A 16,713-nucleotide genomic window follows, 5' to 3' on the forward strand; every position below is an offset into this window, starting at 1 on the left:
ACATGACCACCGTGACTCTGCAACGGATCGACGCCCTGGGCGTCATCACCCTGGACCATCCACCGGTCAATGCCCTGTCCCGCGCGGTGCGTGCGGGGCTCCTGGCACGGTTGCAGGAGGCCCTGGCGGATGACCGGGTCCAGACACTGGTGATCACCTGCGCCGGGCGGACCTTCGTCGCCGGCGCCGACCTCCGCGAATTCGACCTGCCGCTGCAGGAGCCCCATCTACCGGATGTGCTGGCGGCCCTCGAAGCCTCGCCCAAGCCGGTGATCGCCGCGCTGCATGGCACGGTATTGGGCGGTGGGCTGGAGCTGGCACTGGCCTGTCATTACCGGGTCGCGGCGACCGCTACCACCTTCGCCTTGCCGGAAGTCAGCCTGGGCCTGATCCCGGGTGCGGGCGGCACCCAGCGCCTGCCGCGCCTGGTGGGCGGGCTCCTGTCGCTGGACATGATCGTGGGCGGCACGCGCCTGGATGCCGGCGCGGCGCTCGCCGCCGGGCTGATCGATGGACTGGGGGAGGGAGAGCCGCTGGCGCTGGTTCAGGCCTTCTGGCGTGAACATCCGGGGCTGGACAGGCGGCCAACCGCCGCACGCAAACTGGCTCCCTTCGATCTGGAGGCCTTCGAGGCCCAGGCCCGCGCGCTGCTGCGCAAGCTGCCGGGCCAGGAGGCACCGGTGCTGGCGCTGGACGCCTTGCGCGGTGCCTGGCAGCTGCCGCTGTCCGCCGCCCTGCAGCGCGAGCGTGAGCTGTTCATTGCCCGCCGTGAATCCGCTCAGGCCCGTGCACTGCGCCATGTATTCTTTGCCGAACGTGCCCTGGCCGGGCGCAATCGCGCCTTGGGCAAGGCGGCGCCACCCCTGGCGTTGCGGCAGGTGGCGGTACTCGGCGCGGGGCTGATGGGCAGCGGTATCGCCCTCTGCCTGGCCAACGCCGGCCTGGCCACCGTCCTGATCGATACCCAGCCCCAGGCCCTGGAACGGGGCCGCGCCACGATCGACAGCTATTTTTCCGGGGCCCTGGCCAAGGGCCGCCTGACGGCGGATCAGGCCAGCGCGCGCGCCGCCCTGATCCGCTGTGAGGCGACGCTGGACGCGGTAGCCGACGCCGATCTGATCATCGAGGCGGTGTTCGAAGATCTGGCGGTCAAGCAGGAGGTCTTTCGTCAGCTTGATCGCCTGGCCAAGCCCGGCGCCATCCTGGCCACCAACACCTCCTATCTCGACATCGATGCCATCGCCGGGGTGACCGGCCGGCCCGAGGCGGTGATCGGCATGCACTTCTTCAGTCCGGCCCAGGTGATGAAGCTCCTGGAGGTGGTTCGCACCCGCGCGGTCGCGCCTGCTGTCCTGGCTACTGCTCTGCAGCTGGGCGAGCGTCTGGGCAAGACTACGGTGGCGGTGGGCAACTGCCATGGCTTCGTCGGCAATCGCCTGCTGGCGGTACGCGAACGCGAGGCGACCCTGCTGGTGGAAGAGGGCGCCGCCCCCGAACAGGTCGACCGGGTGTTGCGTGAATTCGGCTTTCCCATGGGGCCCTTCGAGTTGCGTGACCTGGCCGGGATCGAGATCGCCTGGCGCAATCGGCAGGGACGGGGTGAATCCCTCAGCCCTGCCGAGCGGGCCTGCGACCTGATCGAGCAGCTGCACGCCCTCGGCCGTCTTGGCCAGAAGTCCGGCGCCGGCTACTACCGCTATGAGCCGGGTCAGCGCCAGGGCCAGGCGGATCCCCTGGTCGCCGGGTTGCTCGCCGCCCACCGTCAGCGCCGGGGCATCACGCCGCGCAGCCACAGTGATACGGAGATCCTCGAACGCTGCCTGTTCGTGATGATCAACGAAGCAGCCTGGCTGCTGGAGGAAGGCATCGTCGAACAGCCAGTCGACATCGATCTGGTCTGGCTGCACGGCTACGGCTTTCCGCGCTATCGCGGCGGGCTGCTGTACCACGCCGACCAGTGCGGGCTGGAGCGGATCGTCAGCACCCTGGAAGGCTGGTCCGCCGCTCTGGCCGAGCGCGGCACGCGAATCTCTCCGCGGCTCAGGCAGCTGGCAGCCGAGGGCCGGACATTTCTGGACCTGTGAGTCGAAGGCAGCACCCTTAGCGACGCTGCATATCCGAGAGCGCCCGGTTCTTTGACCTTTCGTTCGCGGGCACCTAGGGTCAGGCGGGGCGCATTCGTCTGACGATTGCGCTTCATCGGAATACCAATTCAGGCAATGGGAGTGTCAGATGTCTTTTGCTCGTTCGGCCTTGGCCAACCGCTTTTCCGCTCTAGTGCTTACTGCCGCGACCGCCACCCTGGCGCTGCCCCTGGCCGCCGCGCCGGGCGTCGAGGGTTCCCTGTCTGCCGTCCAGGGCGATGCCCGGGTCACCAAGGCGCTGGACGCGCTGCGCGCCGATGACGGCCGCACCTTCACGGAACAGAAGCACATCGCCCAGATTCCCGCGCCGCCGTTCAAGGAAAAGGTGCGCGCCGAGTATTACCTCAAGCGATTCCAGGAACTGGGGCTCAAGGACGCCAGCATCGCCCCGGAAGGCTATGTGATCGCCACCCGCAAGGGCAGTGGCCAGGGTCCGCAGCTGGTGGTCTCGGCGCACCTGGATACGGTGTTCCCCGAGGGCACCGACCTGACCCTGAAGGAAAAGGACGGCAAGACCTACGGCCCTGGCATCGGCGATGACGCCCGGGGCCTGGCGGCGCTGCTGTCGGTGATCGACGCCCTGAACAAGAGCGGCATCGAGACCGTGGGCGACCTGATCTTCGTCGGTACCGTGGGCGAGGAGGAGCTGGGCAACCTGCGCGGGGTGAAGGCCCTGTTCAAGGATCGCCAGGGCATCGACGGCTTCATCTCGGTGGACGGCATCGACGTGCGGCGGATCGTCAATCGCGGCACCGGCAGCCACCGCTACGAGATGACCTTCAAGGGCCCGGGTGGCCACAGCTTCGCCGAGTTCGGTCGACCCAGCGCCATCCACGCCATGGGTCGTGCCATCGCCAAGATCGCCGAGGTGCGTCCGCCCAAGGAGCCCAAGACCACCTTTACCGTGGGCACGGTGCAGGGCGGCACCTCGGTCAATGCCATCGCCGGCGAAGCGCGCCTGACCCTGGACATGAGATCCAACGAGGAGGCCGCGCTGCTGGCCGAAGAGAAGGAGATACTGGCCCTGGTGCAGGACGCGGTGAAGGAAGAGAACAAGCGCTGGGACACCGATCAGATTTCGGTCGACATCAAGCTGATCGGTGATCGTCCGGCCGGTGGCACGGCGGAGGATTCGCCCATGGTGCAGACGGCGCAGCGCGCCATCGCCGCAGTCACCAACGGCGCCAAGGTCACCCTGAGCGGTGGTAGCACCGACTCCAACACCGCCATGTCCCTGGGCGTGCCGGCCATGACCATCAGCGGCGGCGGGGAGGGCGGCAGTGCCCACTCGCTGGCGGAGTGGTACAAGCCGGTGGATGCCTACCAGGGGCCGCAGAACGTGCTGCTGACCAGCCTGACCCTAGTCGGCGTCAAGGGCGTCAGCGAGCCGGTGCTGCAGGCTCACGGCAAGTAGCGGCAGGCAAAACCTGGCGTCCGCCACGGACGCCAGGGTAAGGATAGCTACGCGGCAGCCGGTTTCAATTTCAGGCAGGCCAGGGAACTGACCAGGATCGCCAGGCCGGACAGCGGATACAGCAGGGTCGAAGGCACCAGGGGGATGAGCACGCCCGCCAGCAGCGGCCCCACGCTGGCACCCACGTCGCGCCACATGGCGTTGGAGGCCAGCGCCGGCAGCCGGGCCTGACCGGGATGGCGAGTGGCGACCAGGGTCACCACCAGGGGGATCTGCAGGGCACGCAGGATGAGCACGCCGCCGGCGCCAAGGATCAGCCAGTGGAAGCCGAAGGCGATCAGGAACAGCGCGGTCAGCGTCGAGCAGACCACCAGCATGGGCGCCGCGCCATAGCGATCCGCCGCCCGACCGCCGAGCGGGCTGAGCAGCATGTCGGACACATAGCGCAGCGCCATCAGCAGCCCGGCCACCAGCACGGCATCGCCGCCCAGTACCGCCTGGGAAAAGGCCGACAGGCCGAAGATGAACAGACCGTCCAGGGTCACGCCCTCGATGAAGGACCAGGTGACGATGCGATCCGGCCAGCGCAGGCGCCGCCCGGGCGCCGGCAATTCGTGACCGGCGCGCGGCAGCCCCAGGGCCAGCAGCAGCCCGATCAGGCAGAGACCGCTGCTCAGCAGCAGCACCGCGCGCGGCCCGTATTGCAGGGTGAGCCAGGCACCCGCGGACAGGGCGAGCATGGGGCCGATGGCGATCAGCGCGCGGGAGGTGCCGGTGCGCCGGGCGGCGCCGGCCGGGTCGGCGGTGGCCAGTACCTGGGTGGACAGGTTGAAGGTGGCGAAGCTCAGGCCCCAGGCCAGGCGTAGCCCCAGCAACGCCCAGAAGCCCGAGAGGTTGGCGTTGCCCAGGGCGCAGAGCGCGGCCACCGCGGCGGCCACCACCAGGCTGCGCCGATCGCCGCAGCGGGCATAGAGCTGCACCACATAGCGATAGCCGACGATGCGGATCACCCGGTTGGCGGCCAGCAGGATGCCGGCTTCGATCAGGGTGATGCCGAAGACCGGAGCGTACATGGGCAGGACGAGGTAGAGCAGCACGTCGCTGGGCAGGCAGCAGGCGAGGACGATGGCCGCGCGCCGGGAGGCCTGATCGACGGACCGGGAAGAGGTCATGCGCGAAAGATTCCTGTGGACGGGGTGACGTCCAGCCCTTCGGTCGGCAGCTGGACAGCGGGTTACACGGGCGGCATTGCCGGACAGGCGCCTGGCAGAGGCCGTGGCTGCAACGAGACTGTCATTATCTCTTCTTTTGCAAGAGGTGTCCGCCAGGCGAAGCGGCTGAACTAACCCCGGGCGCGCGCAATCCTTTTCAGTGCGTCTTGCGTCGCGCAGTGGCTGCCCGGCCCTGCCACGTCCCGTCTAGAAAAGGAGTTGTCAGTGACCGTAGCTGCCCACCATTACCACCCTGTCCGGCCCGGCCCGCTGCACGCGCTGCTGCTGGCTGGCTCCGTCCCGCTGTTCATCGGCGGCCTGCTCAGCGATATCGCCTACTACCAGACGATGCAGATCCAGTGGGCCAACTTCGCCGCCTGGCTGATCGCCGGGGCGCTGTTGCTGTCCGGGCTGGCCCTGCTGTTCGCCCTCGGCAATCTGTTCGGCGCGCGCTTCCGCGGTCGCCGGCCGGCGGCCTATTTCCTCCTGCTGCTGCTGGCCTGGGCGCTGGGGCTGGTCAATGCCTTCGAGCATGCCAAGGACGCCTGGGCGGTGATGCCCGCCGGGCTGATCCTCTCGGTGGTGGTCTCGGTGCTGAGCCTGGTGGCGGCCTGGATCGCGCTCTCCAACCTGCGTTCGGAGGTGGTTCGATGAGCACTCCAAGAGCCTTGAGCGTCCTTGGTCTGGCTGTCTTGCTGGCCGCCTGCGGCAACGAAGGCGGTGCCGACACCCAGGCGCGCGGACCCGATCCCAAGCTGCCCGAACCCCAGCGCGGCCTCCTACCGAGCATGAAGATCGCCGAACCGGCCCCCTGGGGCGATCGCACGCCCACCGTGCCCCAGGGCTACACCATTAACGCCATCGCCACTGACCTGCGCATTCCGCGGCAGATGCTGGTGCTGCCCAATGGCGACATCCTGGTGGCCGAGGGCCGCGGCGGCAACGCGCCCAAGCTGAAGCCCAAGGATGTCATCGCCGGCTACATCAAGGCCCAGGGCAACACCCAGGTGAAGGGTGGCAATCGCCTGACCCTGCTGCGCGATGCCGACGGCGATGGCAAGTACGAACTCAAGACGGTGTTCGCCGAGAATCTCAATGCGCCCTATGGCCTGGCCTTCGCCAATGGGCGGATCTACGTGGCCAACCAGGACGCCTTGGTCAGCTTTCCCTACCAGGACGGCCAGACCCAGGCCAGCGGCGCGCCGGACAAGCTGGTCGATCTGCCGGCGGCGATCAATCACCACTGGACCAAGTCCCTCGCCGCGAGCGCCGATGGTCGCTATCTCTATGTGGGGATCGGCTCCAACAGCAACGTCGGCGAGCGCGGCATAGATGTCGAGGTGGATCGCGCGGTGATCTGGCAGATCGATGCCCAGAGCGGCGCGCACAAGAGCTATGCCACCGGGGTGCGCAATCCCACCGCCCTGGCCATCCAGCCCGACAGCGGCCAGCTGTGGGCGGTGGCCAACGAGCGCGACGAAATCGGCCCGGACCTGGTGCCGGACTACCTGACCTCCATCCGCGAAGGCGGCTTCTATGGCTGGCCCTACAGCTACTGGGGGCAGAACGTCGACACCCGCGCCCAGCCGCAGAATCCGGCCAAGGTGGCCGCGGCCATCAAGCCCGACTACAGCCTGGGCTCCCACGTCGCCGCCCTGGGCGTGACCTTTGCCACCGCGGCGGTGGGCGGTCAGTTCACCGATGGCGTCTTCGTCGGCGAACACGGCAGCTGGAACCGCGACAAGCCGGTGGGCTACCGCGTGGTCTTCGTGCCCTTCCAGCAGGGGCGTCCGGCCGGCGAGCCCATCGACTTCGCCACCGGATTCTTTGGCGACGATGGCAAGACCCGCGGCCGACCGGTCGGGGTGGCGGTGGACCAACGTGGCGGAGTGATCATCGCCGACGACCTGGCCAATACCGTCTGGCGGGTGACGCGCACCCAGTAAGGTGGGTGACGATCCGGTTGCCGTCTTTCGGGACGGCGACCGTTATCAACCCATGCGGTGATGAAGATCGCCCAGCACGATCAAACTACCTACCACCATCAGCACCAGGATCAGGCTGGTGAACAGCAGCAGACAGAGGTCGTGGCGGTGCGAACGCCCCAGGCTGATATGCAGAAAGCAGCGCAGGTGCACCAGAATCTGCAGCAGCCCCAGGCCGAAGATGACGCCCAGGGTGGTCCCGCGCGGCCAGGTCGGGAAGAGCACCAGGCCGATGGGAACCAGGCTCAGCGTCACCGCCAGCACCAGGCCGATCACATAGCTCGCCAGCTCGCGGCGATAGTTGTCACGCTTCATGGCAACAGCCCCTGCAGGTAGACCACCGACAGGATGGCGACCCAGACGATATCGAGAAAATGCCAGAACAGCCCCAGGCGCATCAGCCGGGTCTTCACCGGCGTATCCAGGCCGAACACCCTGAGCTGCACCAGCATCACCACCAGCCACAGGCAGCCGCTGGCGACGTGCACCCCGTGCATGCCCACCAGGGCGAAGCAGGCCGAGAGAAAGGCGCTGCGCTGGGGCAGGGCGCCCTTGTCCGCCATGCCGAGGAAGTCGTGCACCTCCAGGCCGAGAAACACCAGCCCCAGGGCCAGCGTCACCAGCAGCCAGGTTACCAGGGGCCGCAGGCGACCCTCGTGGTACTTCATCGCCAGCGACGCCAGGCCGTAGGTGAAGCTGCTGGCCAGCAGCACCAGGGTCTGGACGGTGACACTGCCAATCTCGAAGACGTCCCGGGCCACCGGTCCCCCGGCGGTGGCGTGCTGCAGCGTCGCATAGATGGCGAACAGCAGCGCGAACACCAGGGCGTCGCTCATCAGGAAGATCCAGAAGCCGAACAGCGAGTATTCGGCCTCGGCGTGGGTCGCGTGATCGGTGTGACCGACGTTGAGGCCGGCGTGGTTCATATCACGCGAACTCATGGCCCCATCTCCGCCAGGCCACGATTGCCCGGCCCGGTTTCCTCGTCGCGCGTGACGGGGCGGGTCGCGGCGACCTCATCCAGCCAGGCCTCATGCTCGCGCCGAACGTCCGCCGCCGAGATCAGTCGCTCGGTATCACGCTGGAAGCTGCGGGCGATCACCGCGCCCCAGGCCACCAGCAGCCCCAGTACGGCCATCCAGCCGATGTGCCAGACCAGGCCGAAGGCGCAGGCGAAGCCCGCCGCGCCGACGATGGCCGGTACGGCGCTGTTCCTGGGAAGCACCAGATCGGCATAGGTCCGCGGCCGGTCGTAGGCCAGGCACTGTTCCTTGAGCCAGGTGAAGGGGTCGCGGTCGTTGATCGGCAGCGGCACGGCGAAGTTGTACTCCGGCGGCGGCGCGGCGACCGCCCATTCGAGGGTGCGGCCGTTCCAGGGATCACCCGCCGGCACCCGCGCACTGTCGCGGCGGCGAATGCTCACCACCAGCTGAATCACCAGGCTGCCCAGGGCGGCCAGCAGCACCACAGCGCCGAGTTCGGCGACCCACAGCAGCGGGGCGAAATCGGGGTTGTGGATGGCCTGGCTGCGCCGCGGCAGACCGGAGACGCCCAGCACATACAGGGGCATGAAGGCGAGGACGAAGCCCAGGCCGAAATTCAGCGCGGCGATGCGGCCCCAGCGCTCGTCGAGGCGAAAGCCAAAGGCCTTGGGAAACCAGAAGTGGTAGCCCGCCAGCATGCCGAACAGCATTCCCGGGATCAGCATGTTGTGGAAGTGGGCGACCAGGTAGACGGTGTTGTGCACCTGATAGTCCACTGGCGGCGTGGCCAGGGTGATGCCGGTGAGGCCGCCGATCACGAACAGCATGATGAACATCACCGCGTAGATCAGCGGCGTGGTCAGGCGGATGCGACCGCGGAACATGGTCGCCATCCAGTCGTAGATCTTCACCCCGGTGGGAATGCCGATGAGCATGGTGGCGATGCCGAAGGCGGCGTTGATCCTGGGGCTCTGGCCCATGGTGAAGAAGTGGTGCAGCCACACGGTAAAGGACAGCACGGCGATCACCAGGGTGGCCCAGACCAGCGAGTGGTAGCCATAGAGCCGCTTGGTGGAAAAGGTGGCGAAGACCTCGGAAAACACCCCGAAGGCCGGCAGGATCAGGATGTACACCTCCGGGTGGCCGAATAGCCAGAACAGGTTGATGTAGTTCATCAGGTTGCCGCCCTGGGTATTGGTGAAGAAGTGGAAGTCCAGGTAGCGGTCCAGGGCCAGCAGCAGGGTGGCCACGGTCAGCGGCGGCATGGCGAAGATCATCAGGATGCTGGTGCATAGCGCCGTCCAGCTGAACAGCGACATATGGAACAGGCGCATCCCCGGCGCCCTTTCCTTGTAGAGGGTGACGGCGAAGTTGAGGCCGGTGAGGGTGCTGCCGAGGGAACTCAGGGTCAGCGCCCAGATCCAGTAATCCGGGCCGACGCCGGGCTGGTATGCGATGCCGGTATAGGGCGGGTAGCCGCTCCAGCCACCGGTGGAAAAGCGCCCCAGCACCAGGGACACCATCACCAGGGCGGCACCGGCCACGGTCAGCCAGAGGCTGATGGCGTTGAGCAGGGGAAAGCGCACGTCGCGGGCGCCGATCTGCAGCGGCATGACGAGGTTGATCAGCCCGGTGAGGAAGGGCATGGCGACGAAGAACACCATGATGGTGCCGTGGGTGCTGAACAGCTGGCCGAAGTGTTCCGGCGGCAGGTAGCCCGGCGCATCGATGGCCAGCGCCTGCTGGGTACGCATCATCACGCCTTCCACTACGCCGCGGCTGAACATCACCAGTGCCAGCACCACATACATGATGCCGATGCGCTTGTGGTCCAGGCTGGTGAACCACTCCTGCCAGAGATAGCGCCATTTGCCGAGCCAGGTGATCACCGCGGCGGTAGCCAGGCCGCCGAGAATCACCACGCTGGCGCCGCAGGTGGCGATCAGGCTGTAGAAGGGCAGGGCGTCGTAGCCCAGGCGGCCGAACAGCAGGTGCCAGAGGGCCGAGGAATCAGTCATGGGCGGCTCCGGTAAAGGTGGCACAGGTCGGTACCGGGTCCTGGCGATAGCGCGCCAGCACCCAGGCGAACAGGGCGGGTTGGGTCAGGCGCCACTCGGCGGCCTGCTCCAGGGTGCCGGGGCGGGCCAGCACCTGGTAATGGGCGCAGTCCAGGGCTTCGCGGGCCTGACCGACCTGTCGGGTCCAGGCCTGGAAATCCGCCTCCGCCAGCACCCGGATCGGGAAGTGCTGGTCCTGGAAACCTTCGCCGCTGTACTGGGCATTGCGGCCCTCGAACTGGCCGGGCGCCGGAATCTGCAAATAGCGCTGGGTCTGCATGCCGGCCATGGCGTAGATCTGGCCGCCCAGGCGCGGCAGCAGCAGGGATTGCATCACCGTATCGCTGGTGAGCCTGAGCTGTACCGGCCGCCCCGCCGGCAAGACCAGCTCATTGACCGTGGCGATGCCCTGTTCGGGATAGAGAAACAGCCACTTCCAGTCCAGGCCGATCACCTGGACCTCCAGCGGCGCCTCGCCGGGCGTCGGTGAACGATAGGGGTCCAGGCTGTGGGTGCGGGTCCAGACCAGGAAGGCCAGCACCGCGACGATCAGCGCCGGCACGCCCCAGGCGAAGACGTCCAGCAGCCAGGAGAATTCCCAGCGCGGCCGGTAGGCGGCGCGCGTGTTGCCGTGGCGATAGCGCCAGACGATCAGCGGGGTGAGCAGGATCACCGGCAGCACCACCACCAGCGTCAGGCCGACGATCCACAGCAGCAGGTCGCGTTCGCCGCTGGCGGCGAGGCCGGCCGGGGCGAGAAAGCCGTGCTGCAGCGGCGAACAGCCCGTGAGCGAAGCGGCGAGCAGCAGCCCGGCCAGCGCTCCGACGGCGGAGCGGCGCTTCGAGGTGCTCCCCGGGCAAGGAGAAGAACGATGCGACTTCAGCGCAAAGGACATGAGCGGACCTGACCGTAACCAGTTGTTGCAGCCAACAGACCGCCCGAGGGGACACGACGTTCACTGGATACTGGCGCTTGGCCGCTGCTGTTCAGGCCAGGGGCGCGTGCATGGCGCGGACTAGGGCTGTTCGGTCTTCCACTGGCCGAGCAGGATGGCGACGAATTTTTCCGCGGCGGGCGACAGCGAGGCGCCGCGGCGCGAGACCAGGCCGAGGGTACGGGTCACCTCAGGATCGGTGAGGGGCACGCTGACCAGGGTCGGGTGGTCGGCATCCGGCATGGCCAGGCTGGGCATGGCCGAGACGCCGAGGCCGGCTTCCACCATGCCCAGGGAGGTGGACAGGTGCTGCACCTCGTAGAACCACTTGGGGCGAATGCCCCGCGCGGAGAGAGCATGGTCGAGCAGCACCCGGTTGCCGCTCAGGCGCCCCACGCCGATCAGCCGGTGCTCGACCAGCTCGGCCCAGCTGATCGAGGGTCGCCCGGCCAGTTCGTGGTCCCGCCGGCAGGCCAGCACGAACTGCTCCTGCACCAGGGGCACGAATTCGATGTCCGGGTGCTGGCCGCTGAGCATGTTGATGCCGAAGTCGGCCTCGCCGCGCAGCACGGCTTCCAGGCCGTCGTTGGCGCTGAGGTCCAGCAGGCGGATGCGGATCTTGGGGTATTGCTCGTTGTACTGGCGGATCACCGAGGGCAGGAAGTAGAAGGCCGCGGTAGGGATGCAGGCCAGGGTGACCTGGCCGGTCTGGCGCTCGGCCAGTTCGCGGATGCTGAGGATGGAATCCTCGAAGTCGTCCAACAGTCGCCGCGCCTTGGGCAGGAAATCGCGACCGACGCTGGTGAGGCCGACGCGACGGGTGGTGCGTTCGAGCAAGGGCGTGCCCAGGCCGTCTTCCAGCTTCTTGATACGCCGGCTCAGGGCCGGCTGCGACAGGTGCAGGGCGTCGGCGGCCTCATGGAAGCTGCCCAGTTCGGCGATTTTCACGAAAGATCGAATGTCTTGCAGCTCGTAGTCCATGATTACCCTGCCTCGGAACCTCGTCGTAATTGATTATCCAGGTGGAATAATAGCGACGATATTTGCATTGGATAGATTTATTCGGGACTGCCAATCTTGTTCCCAGAACATCAATAACCGCTATTGATCAACAAGAGTTAGCAGTCATGCAACGTATTCCCTGCGTTCTCATGCGAGGCGGCACCTCCAAGGGCCCCTTCTTCCTCGCCAGCGACCTGCCCAGCGATCCCGTCCAGCGCGACGAGATGCTGATCGACCTCATGGGTGCCGGGCACGAACTGGAAATCGACGGCATCGGTGGCGGCAGCCCCCAGACCAGCAAGGTCGCCATCATCAGCCCGTCCAGCCATCCCGATGCCGACGTGGACTATCTCTTCGTCCAGGTGATGGTCGCCGAGCGCCGCGTCGATACCGCGCCCAACTGCGGCAACATGCTCTGCGCCGTGGGTCCCTTCGCCGTGGAGCAGGGGCTGGTGGCCGCTGAAGACGGCAAGACCCTGGTGCGCATCCGCAACCTCAACACCAACAGCTTCGTCGATTCGCTGGTGCATACGCCCGGCGGCCTGGTGCGCTATGAAGGCGACACCGCCATCGATGGCGTGCCCGGTACCGCCGCGCCGGTGCAGCTGACCTTTCTCGACGCCGTGGGCAGCAAGACCGGCAAGCTGTTTCCCACCGGCCAGGCTACCGATGTCTTCGACGGCGTGCCGGTGACCTGCATCGACATGGCCATGCCGATGATGGTCGTCGACGCCCGCCACCTGGGCGTGACCGGCAGCGAGCGGCCGGCCGAGCTGGACGCCAACACGGCGCTGCTGGCGCGGCTGGAAGCCCTGCGTCTGCAGGCGGGTCGGGCCATGGGCCTTGGCGATGTCAGCGGCAAGGTGATCCCCAAGCCGGTACTGGTCTCCCGGCCGCAGCACGGCGGCACCCTGCAGGTCCGCTATTTCATGCCGCACAGCTGCCACCGCGCCCTGGCCATCACCGGCTCGATCGGCCTGGCCACCGCCTGCGTCACCGCGGAAACGGTGGTGCTGGCGCTGCTCGGCGAGTCGGCACGAGCGCTGACCGACGTCCGCCTGGAGCATCCCAGCGGCGGGATCGATGTCGTGCTGTCGCGCGGCGGCGCGGACGGCACTACCATCCAGGCCTCGGTCGTCCGGACCGCGCGCCGCCTGTTCGCCGGCCATGTCTACGCGCCCACCGCGCGGAGGCTCGCCGGCTGACGTAAGAGCCTGTTCAGAATCTGCTGCGCGTCGGCCAATCCGTATTGAAAAGAGCTTCGGAATGCTCATTTACCACTCGTAAACTCCGCTTCCTCAGCCATTTTCGTGGGGCCGCCCAGGCCTTGTTTGGCTCTAGCTCGCGAGATTATGAACAGGCTCTAAGAACCCACCCCACCAGCGCATCCGCACAACTTCAATAAACGGTGATGCCCCATGAAACTTGCCAAATCGCTGTACTTCCAGATCCTCTGCGCCGTGGTCCTCGGGGTGCTGGTCGGTCACTTCTGGGCGCAACAGGCCGTCGCGCTCAAGCCCCTGGGTGATGCTTTCATCAAGCTGATCAAGATGATGATCGCCCCCGTGGTGTTCTGCACCATCGTCACCGGCATCGCCGGCATGACCGACAAGAGCGCTCTGGGTCGGCTGATGGGCAAGACGCTGCTGCTGTTCCTGGTGCTCACCGTCATCAGCCTGTTCATCGGCCTCGGCGCGGTCTATCTGTTCCAGCCCGGCGTGGGCATGAACATCGATCCCGCGACCCTGAGCACCGCCAGCATCGCCCAGTACACGGCGTCGGCGGCCAGGCTCAGCGTGGTGGACTTCTTCATGCACATCATCCCGGACACCTTCATGGGGGCGTTCAACAAGGGTGAGGTGCTGCCGGTGCTGTTCATCGCCGTGCTGTGCGGCTTCGCGCTCTCCGCCATGGGCGAGCGCGGCCGGCCGGTGCTGGAGGTGCTGGAGTCGGCGTCGCAGATGGTCTTCCGCATCTTCGGCTACCTGATGCGCTTCGCCCCGGTGGGTGCCTTTGGCGCCCTGGCCTTCACCGTCGGCCAGTACGGCATCACCTCGCTGGGTTCCCTGGCCAAGCTGATCGCCACCCTCTACATCGCCTGCGCCTTCTTCGTCTTCGTGGTGCTGGGTGCGCTGTGCCGCTCGCGCGGCTTCAGCCTGTGGAAGCTGCTGCGCTACTTCCGCGAGGAATTCCTGGTGGTGCTCGGCACCTCGTCCACCGAGCCGGTGCTGCCGCGCATGCTGCAGAAGCTCGAAGGCCTGGGCTGCAAGAAGGGCGTGGTCGGCCTGGTGCTGCCCACCGGCTACTCCTTCAACCTGGACGGCACCGCCATCTACCTGTCGCTGGCCGCGGTCTTCATCGCCCAGGCCTGCAACATCGATCTCACCATCGGCCAGACCCTGACCATGCTGGCGATCATGCTGCTGTCCTCCAAGGGTGCGGCAGGGGTGACCGGCAGCGGCTTCGTCGCCCTGGCCTCGACCCTCACCGTGATCCATGACATTCCCCTGGCCGGTCTGGCCCTGCTCATCGGCATCGACCGCTTCATGTCCGAGGCCCGCGCCCTGACCAGCCTGGCCAGCAACGCCGTCGCCACCGTGGTGATCGCGCTGAGCGAGGGCGCCTGCGATCGCGAGAAGCTGATGCGTGCCCTGGCCAGTGGCAAGGCCGAACCCCTGGCGGTGCCCGAGGCCGCCGAGTGGACGGCACCGGACGCCCGTCCCCACGCCTGATCGTTCCAACCCCGCTACCGCTGCACTCCCACCTCCGCGCCGTCAGCTGGCCGGGGGCGGGGATCGGCTGGCCTTCGTCTGGCCAGACCCACAACAAGAACCAGGGATATGCCTATGCTCGCGCTTCTCGGTCTGATCATGGTGGTGACCTTCACCTACCTGATCATGAGCAAACGTCTGTCGCCCATCGTGGCGCTCACCGTGGTGCCCATCGTCTTCGCCCTCATCGGTGGCTTCGCCCCCACCACCGGCAAGATGATGCTCGACGGCCTGAAGATGGTGGCGCCCTCGGCGGCGCTGCTGCTGTTCGCCATCCTCTTCTTCGGCCTGATGATCGATGCCGGACTGTTCGATCCGCTGATCCGCAAGATCCTCAAGCGGGTCAACGGCGACCCGGTGAAGATCGCCATCGGCACCGCGCTGCTGTCGCTGCTGGTGGCCCTGGACGGCGACGGCACCACCACCTACATGATCACCTGCGCGGCCATGCTGCCGCTGTACAAGCGCATCGGCATGAATCCCATGGTGCTGGCGACCGTCTCCATGCTCTCGCTGAGCATCATGAGCGGCATGAGTCCCTGGGGCGGCCCGGCCACCCGCGCCATCGCCGCGCTGGGGCTGGACGCCACCGCCTACTTCATTCCCATGCTGCCCACGGTGATCGGCGGGGCGGCCTGGGTGGTCTTCACCGCCTTCCTGCTCGGTCGCCGCGAGCGCGCGCGGATCGGCAACGTCGCCCTGGAAAGCGGCGGGGCAGCGGGCGGCAAGTGCTATATCGAGGAGATCCTCGGCGACTCGCCGAACAAGCGGCCGCGACTGGCCTACGTCAATCTGGTGCTGGTGATCGCGGTGATGACCGCCCTGGTCATGGGCGTGATGCACGCGGCCATCCTGTTCATGATCGGCTTCGTGCTGGCGCTGATGATCAACTACCCGCAGCTGGAGTTGCAGAAGGCGCGCATCCTGGCGCATTCCGGCAACGCCATGACCGTGGTGCTGCTGGTGTTCGCCGCGGGCATCTTCGCCGGCATCTTTTCCGGCACCAAGATGGTCGATGCCCTGGCCCAGACCCTGGTCGACTGGATTCCGCCGGCCTGGGGCCACTGGTTCCCGCTGGTGGTGGCCATCACCAGCATGCCGCTGACCTTCGTGCTGTCCAACGATGCCTACTACTTCGGCGTGGTGCCCATCCTGGCCAATGCCGCCGCGGCCTATGGGATCGATCCCGTGGAGATCGCCCGCGCCTCGGTGCTGGGCCAGCCGGTGCACCTGATGAGTCCGCTGGTGGCCTCGACACTGCTGCTGGTGGGCATGGTCGACCGCGACATCGGCGACTTCCAGAAGGCCACCGTCAAATGGGCGGTCCTGACCTCCCTGGTCATCACCGTACTCGCCCTGGCCACCGGCGCCATTTCCTTCTTCGTCTGACGCCGGCGGCCTGGCGCTTATGGCTGGGCGGGGATGGGCTTGAGACCGCTGTCCTGGATGGCCTTGGCGGCGTCCTTCGAGGCCAGGTACTGCAGCAGGGCGCGAGCCGCATCCGGGTGCGTGCTCTTGCTGACCACGGCGCCGGAATAGAGGGTCATCTTCTGCGCCTGGTCGGGGATCAGGCCGACGATGTCGATGCCCTGCACCGGCTTCAATTCGCTCAGTTGCTGGAAGCCCAGCTGTGCGTCACCGCGGGCGACGACTTCGCCCACCGGCTCGGCGGGGATCATGCGCGCCTTGGCCTTGAAGGCATCGCTCAGCTGCATGCGCGGGAACAGGATATGCGACAGGTAGACACCGCTGGCGCTATCGGAATAGGCCACCGACTGGGCGTTCTCCAGGCTCTGCTTGAAGGCGTCCATGGTGGAGATGTCCGGCTTGGGCGCGCCCTTGCGCACCGCCAGGGCGATGAACGACTGGCCCAGGTCGACGCGGCTGTCCTTGAGCGCCTGGCCGTTGGCGACCAGCTTGTCCAGCGCCGAACCCACCATCAGCACCACGTCGGCCGGCTCGTTGCGGGTCAGGCGCTGAGGGATGGCCTGGGGCGTGTCGCCCATGGACGGCGCGGCGGCGATGTCCAGTTTCACGCCGGTGGCCTTTTCATAGGCCGGGGCGACTTCGCGGATGGCGCCCATGATGCCGCCCGAGCTCAGCACCGTGAGGGTGGTGACGGGTTGCGCGGCCAGCAGCGGCGTGGAGGCCAGCAGCAGGGCGCCAAGGGCGAGGGTGGGCAGACGTCGAAACATGGTGAGGACTCCAGGGT

At 67.1% G+C, this 16,713-nt stretch carries 14 protein-coding genes; 7 read left to right on the forward strand and 7 right to left on the reverse strand.

Annotated elements, in window-relative coordinates; all coding sequences use genetic code 11:
* Nucleotides 1-2 precede the first annotated feature (2 nt).
* Entirely contained in the window at nt 3-2,084 is a 2,082-nt protein-coding gene (locus QMX82_RS05480) for a 3-hydroxyacyl-CoA dehydrogenase NAD-binding domain-containing protein (protein ID WP_282281461.1), read from the forward strand.
* Between the two features lie 148 nt (nt 2,085-2,232).
* Nucleotides 2,233-3,558: a M20/M25/M40 family metallo-hydrolase gene (locus tag QMX82_RS05485; protein ID WP_282281462.1), complete on the forward strand. Its 1,326-nt coding sequence runs from the start codon at nt 2,233-2,235 to the stop codon at nt 3,556-3,558.
* 47 nt (nt 3,559-3,605) lie between these two features.
* Here QMX82_RS05485 and QMX82_RS05490 read toward each other — a convergent pair whose 3' ends face one another.
* On the reverse strand, nt 3,606-4,730 hold the full coding sequence (locus tag QMX82_RS05490; RefSeq protein ID WP_133860764.1) for an MFS transporter: 1,125 nt from the start codon (nt 4,728-4,730) through the stop codon (nt 3,606-3,608).
* 264 nt (nt 4,731-4,994) lie between these two features.
* Between QMX82_RS05490 and QMX82_RS05495 the strand changes: the two genes are divergently transcribed.
* Entirely contained in the window at nt 4,995-5,423 is a 429-nt protein-coding gene (locus QMX82_RS05495) for a DUF2231 domain-containing protein (RefSeq protein WP_017641227.1), read from the forward strand.
* Nucleotides 5,420-6,715 (forward strand): PQQ-dependent sugar dehydrogenase, encoded by a 1,296-nt coding sequence (locus tag QMX82_RS05500; protein ID WP_282281463.1) that lies wholly within the window; start codon nt 5,420-5,422, stop codon nt 6,713-6,715. The genes QMX82_RS05495 and QMX82_RS05500 overlap by 4 nt, the downstream gene beginning before the upstream one ends.
* 45 nt (nt 6,716-6,760) lie before the next feature.
* Here the strand turns inward: QMX82_RS05500 and QMX82_RS05505 are convergent, their stop codons facing one another.
* The 5 genes from QMX82_RS05505 to QMX82_RS05525 all read right to left on the reverse strand — a co-directional run bounded on the left by QMX82_RS05505 (nt 6,761) and on the right by QMX82_RS05525 (nt 11,709).
* Nucleotides 6,761-7,069, reverse strand: a complete 309-nt coding sequence (locus QMX82_RS05505; protein WP_282281464.1) for a cytochrome o ubiquinol oxidase subunit IV — start codon at nt 7,067-7,069, stop codon at nt 6,761-6,763.
* The gene (locus QMX82_RS05510) at nt 7,066-7,695 is read right to left on the reverse strand and encodes a cytochrome c oxidase subunit 3 (protein WP_282281465.1); all 630 of its coding nucleotides are present in this window, start codon (nt 7,693-7,695) and stop codon (nt 7,066-7,068) included. The genes QMX82_RS05505 and QMX82_RS05510 overlap by 4 nt, the downstream gene beginning before the upstream one ends.
* Nucleotides 7,692-9,755, reverse strand: coding sequence for a cbb3-type cytochrome c oxidase subunit I (locus tag QMX82_RS05515; RefSeq protein ID WP_282281466.1), 2,064 nt, complete (start codon nt 9,753-9,755; stop codon nt 7,692-7,694). The genes QMX82_RS05510 and QMX82_RS05515 overlap by 4 nt, the downstream gene beginning before the upstream one ends.
* Entirely contained in the window at nt 9,748-10,689 is a 942-nt protein-coding gene (locus QMX82_RS05520) for a ubiquinol oxidase subunit II (RefSeq protein WP_282281467.1), read from the reverse strand. Before QMX82_RS05520 ends, QMX82_RS05515 begins: the two co-directional genes overlap by 8 nt.
* Nucleotides 10,690-10,809: 120 nt before the next feature.
* Nucleotides 10,810-11,709 carry a LysR family transcriptional regulator gene (locus QMX82_RS05525; protein WP_133860758.1) on the reverse strand — a complete coding sequence of 300 codons (900 nt, stop codon included), beginning with the start codon at nt 11,707-11,709 and terminating at the stop codon, nt 10,810-10,812.
* Nucleotides 11,710-11,855: 146 nt separating this feature from the next.
* Here QMX82_RS05525 and QMX82_RS05530 point away from each other — a divergent pair, with 146 nt between their 5' ends.
* From QMX82_RS05530 to QMX82_RS05540, 3 genes are all read left to right on the forward strand, one after another.
* Nucleotides 11,856-12,935 (forward strand): 4-oxalomesaconate tautomerase, encoded by a 1,080-nt coding sequence (locus QMX82_RS05530; protein WP_282281468.1) that lies wholly within the window; start codon nt 11,856-11,858, stop codon nt 12,933-12,935.
* 213 nt (nt 12,936-13,148) lie between these two features.
* Nucleotides 13,149-14,462: a C4-dicarboxylate transporter DctA gene (dctA, locus tag QMX82_RS05535; protein ID WP_282281469.1), complete on the forward strand. Its 1,314-nt coding sequence runs from the start codon at nt 13,149-13,151 to the stop codon at nt 14,460-14,462.
* Nucleotides 14,463-14,576: 114 nt separating this feature from the next.
* Nucleotides 14,577-15,890 (forward strand): CitMHS family transporter, encoded by a 1,314-nt coding sequence (locus QMX82_RS05540; RefSeq protein WP_282281470.1) that lies wholly within the window; start codon nt 14,577-14,579, stop codon nt 15,888-15,890.
* A 17-nt stretch (nt 15,891-15,907) separates the two neighbouring features.
* On the opposite strand, the gene QMX82_RS05545 is transcribed toward QMX82_RS05540, so the two are convergent.
* Nucleotides 15,908-16,696 carry a substrate-binding domain-containing protein gene (locus QMX82_RS05545; protein WP_208691422.1) on the reverse strand — a complete coding sequence of 263 codons (789 nt, stop codon included), beginning with the start codon at nt 16,694-16,696 and terminating at the stop codon, nt 15,908-15,910.
* Nucleotides 16,697-16,713 lie beyond the last annotated feature (17 nt).

The sequence above is a fragment of the Pseudomonas sp. PS02302 genome, assembly GCF_029959585.1.
Classification (GTDB): Bacteria; Pseudomonadota; Gammaproteobacteria; order Pseudomonadales; family Pseudomonadaceae; genus Chryseomonas; species Chryseomonas aestiva.

What these genes read in the sequence shown, in the direction of transcription:
- QMX82_RS05520 (WP_282281467.1), bottom strand. Translation starts at nt 10,689, where the DNA reads ATGTCCTTTGCGCTGAAGTCGCATCGTTCTTCTCCTTGCCCGGGGAGC.
- QMX82_RS05545 (WP_208691422.1), bottom strand. Translation starts at nt 16,696, where the DNA reads ATGTTTCGACGTCTGCCCACCCTCGCCCTTGGCGCCCTGCTGCTGGCC.
- QMX82_RS05525 (WP_133860758.1), bottom strand. Translation starts at nt 11,709, where the DNA reads ATGGACTACGAGCTGCAAGACATTCGATCTTTCGTGAAAATCGCCGAA.
- dctA (WP_282281469.1), top strand. Translation starts at nt 13,149, where the DNA reads ATGAAACTTGCCAAATCGCTGTACTTCCAGATCCTCTGCGCCGTGGTC.
- QMX82_RS05485 (WP_282281462.1), top strand. Translation starts at nt 2,233, where the DNA reads ATGTCTTTTGCTCGTTCGGCCTTGGCCAACCGCTTTTCCGCTCTAGTG.
- QMX82_RS05480 (WP_282281461.1), top strand. Translation starts at nt 3, where the DNA reads ATGACCACCGTGACTCTGCAACGGATCGACGCCCTGGGCGTCATCACC.
- QMX82_RS05490 (WP_133860764.1), bottom strand. Translation starts at nt 4,730, where the DNA reads ATGACCTCTTCCCGGTCCGTCGATCAGGCCTCCCGGCGCGCGGCCATC.
- QMX82_RS05510 (WP_282281465.1), bottom strand. Translation starts at nt 7,695, where the DNA reads ATGAGTTCGCGTGATATGAACCACGCCGGCCTCAACGTCGGTCACACC.
- QMX82_RS05530 (WP_282281468.1), top strand. Translation starts at nt 11,856, where the DNA reads ATGCAACGTATTCCCTGCGTTCTCATGCGAGGCGGCACCTCCAAGGGC.
- QMX82_RS05515 (WP_282281466.1), bottom strand. Translation starts at nt 9,755, where the DNA reads ATGACTGATTCCTCGGCCCTCTGGCACCTGCTGTTCGGCCGCCTGGGC.
- QMX82_RS05540 (WP_282281470.1), top strand. Translation starts at nt 14,577, where the DNA reads ATGCTCGCGCTTCTCGGTCTGATCATGGTGGTGACCTTCACCTACCTG.
- QMX82_RS05500 (WP_282281463.1), top strand. Translation starts at nt 5,420, where the DNA reads ATGAGCACTCCAAGAGCCTTGAGCGTCCTTGGTCTGGCTGTCTTGCTG.
- QMX82_RS05505 (WP_282281464.1), bottom strand. Translation starts at nt 7,069, where the DNA reads ATGAAGCGTGACAACTATCGCCGCGAGCTGGCGAGCTATGTGATCGGC.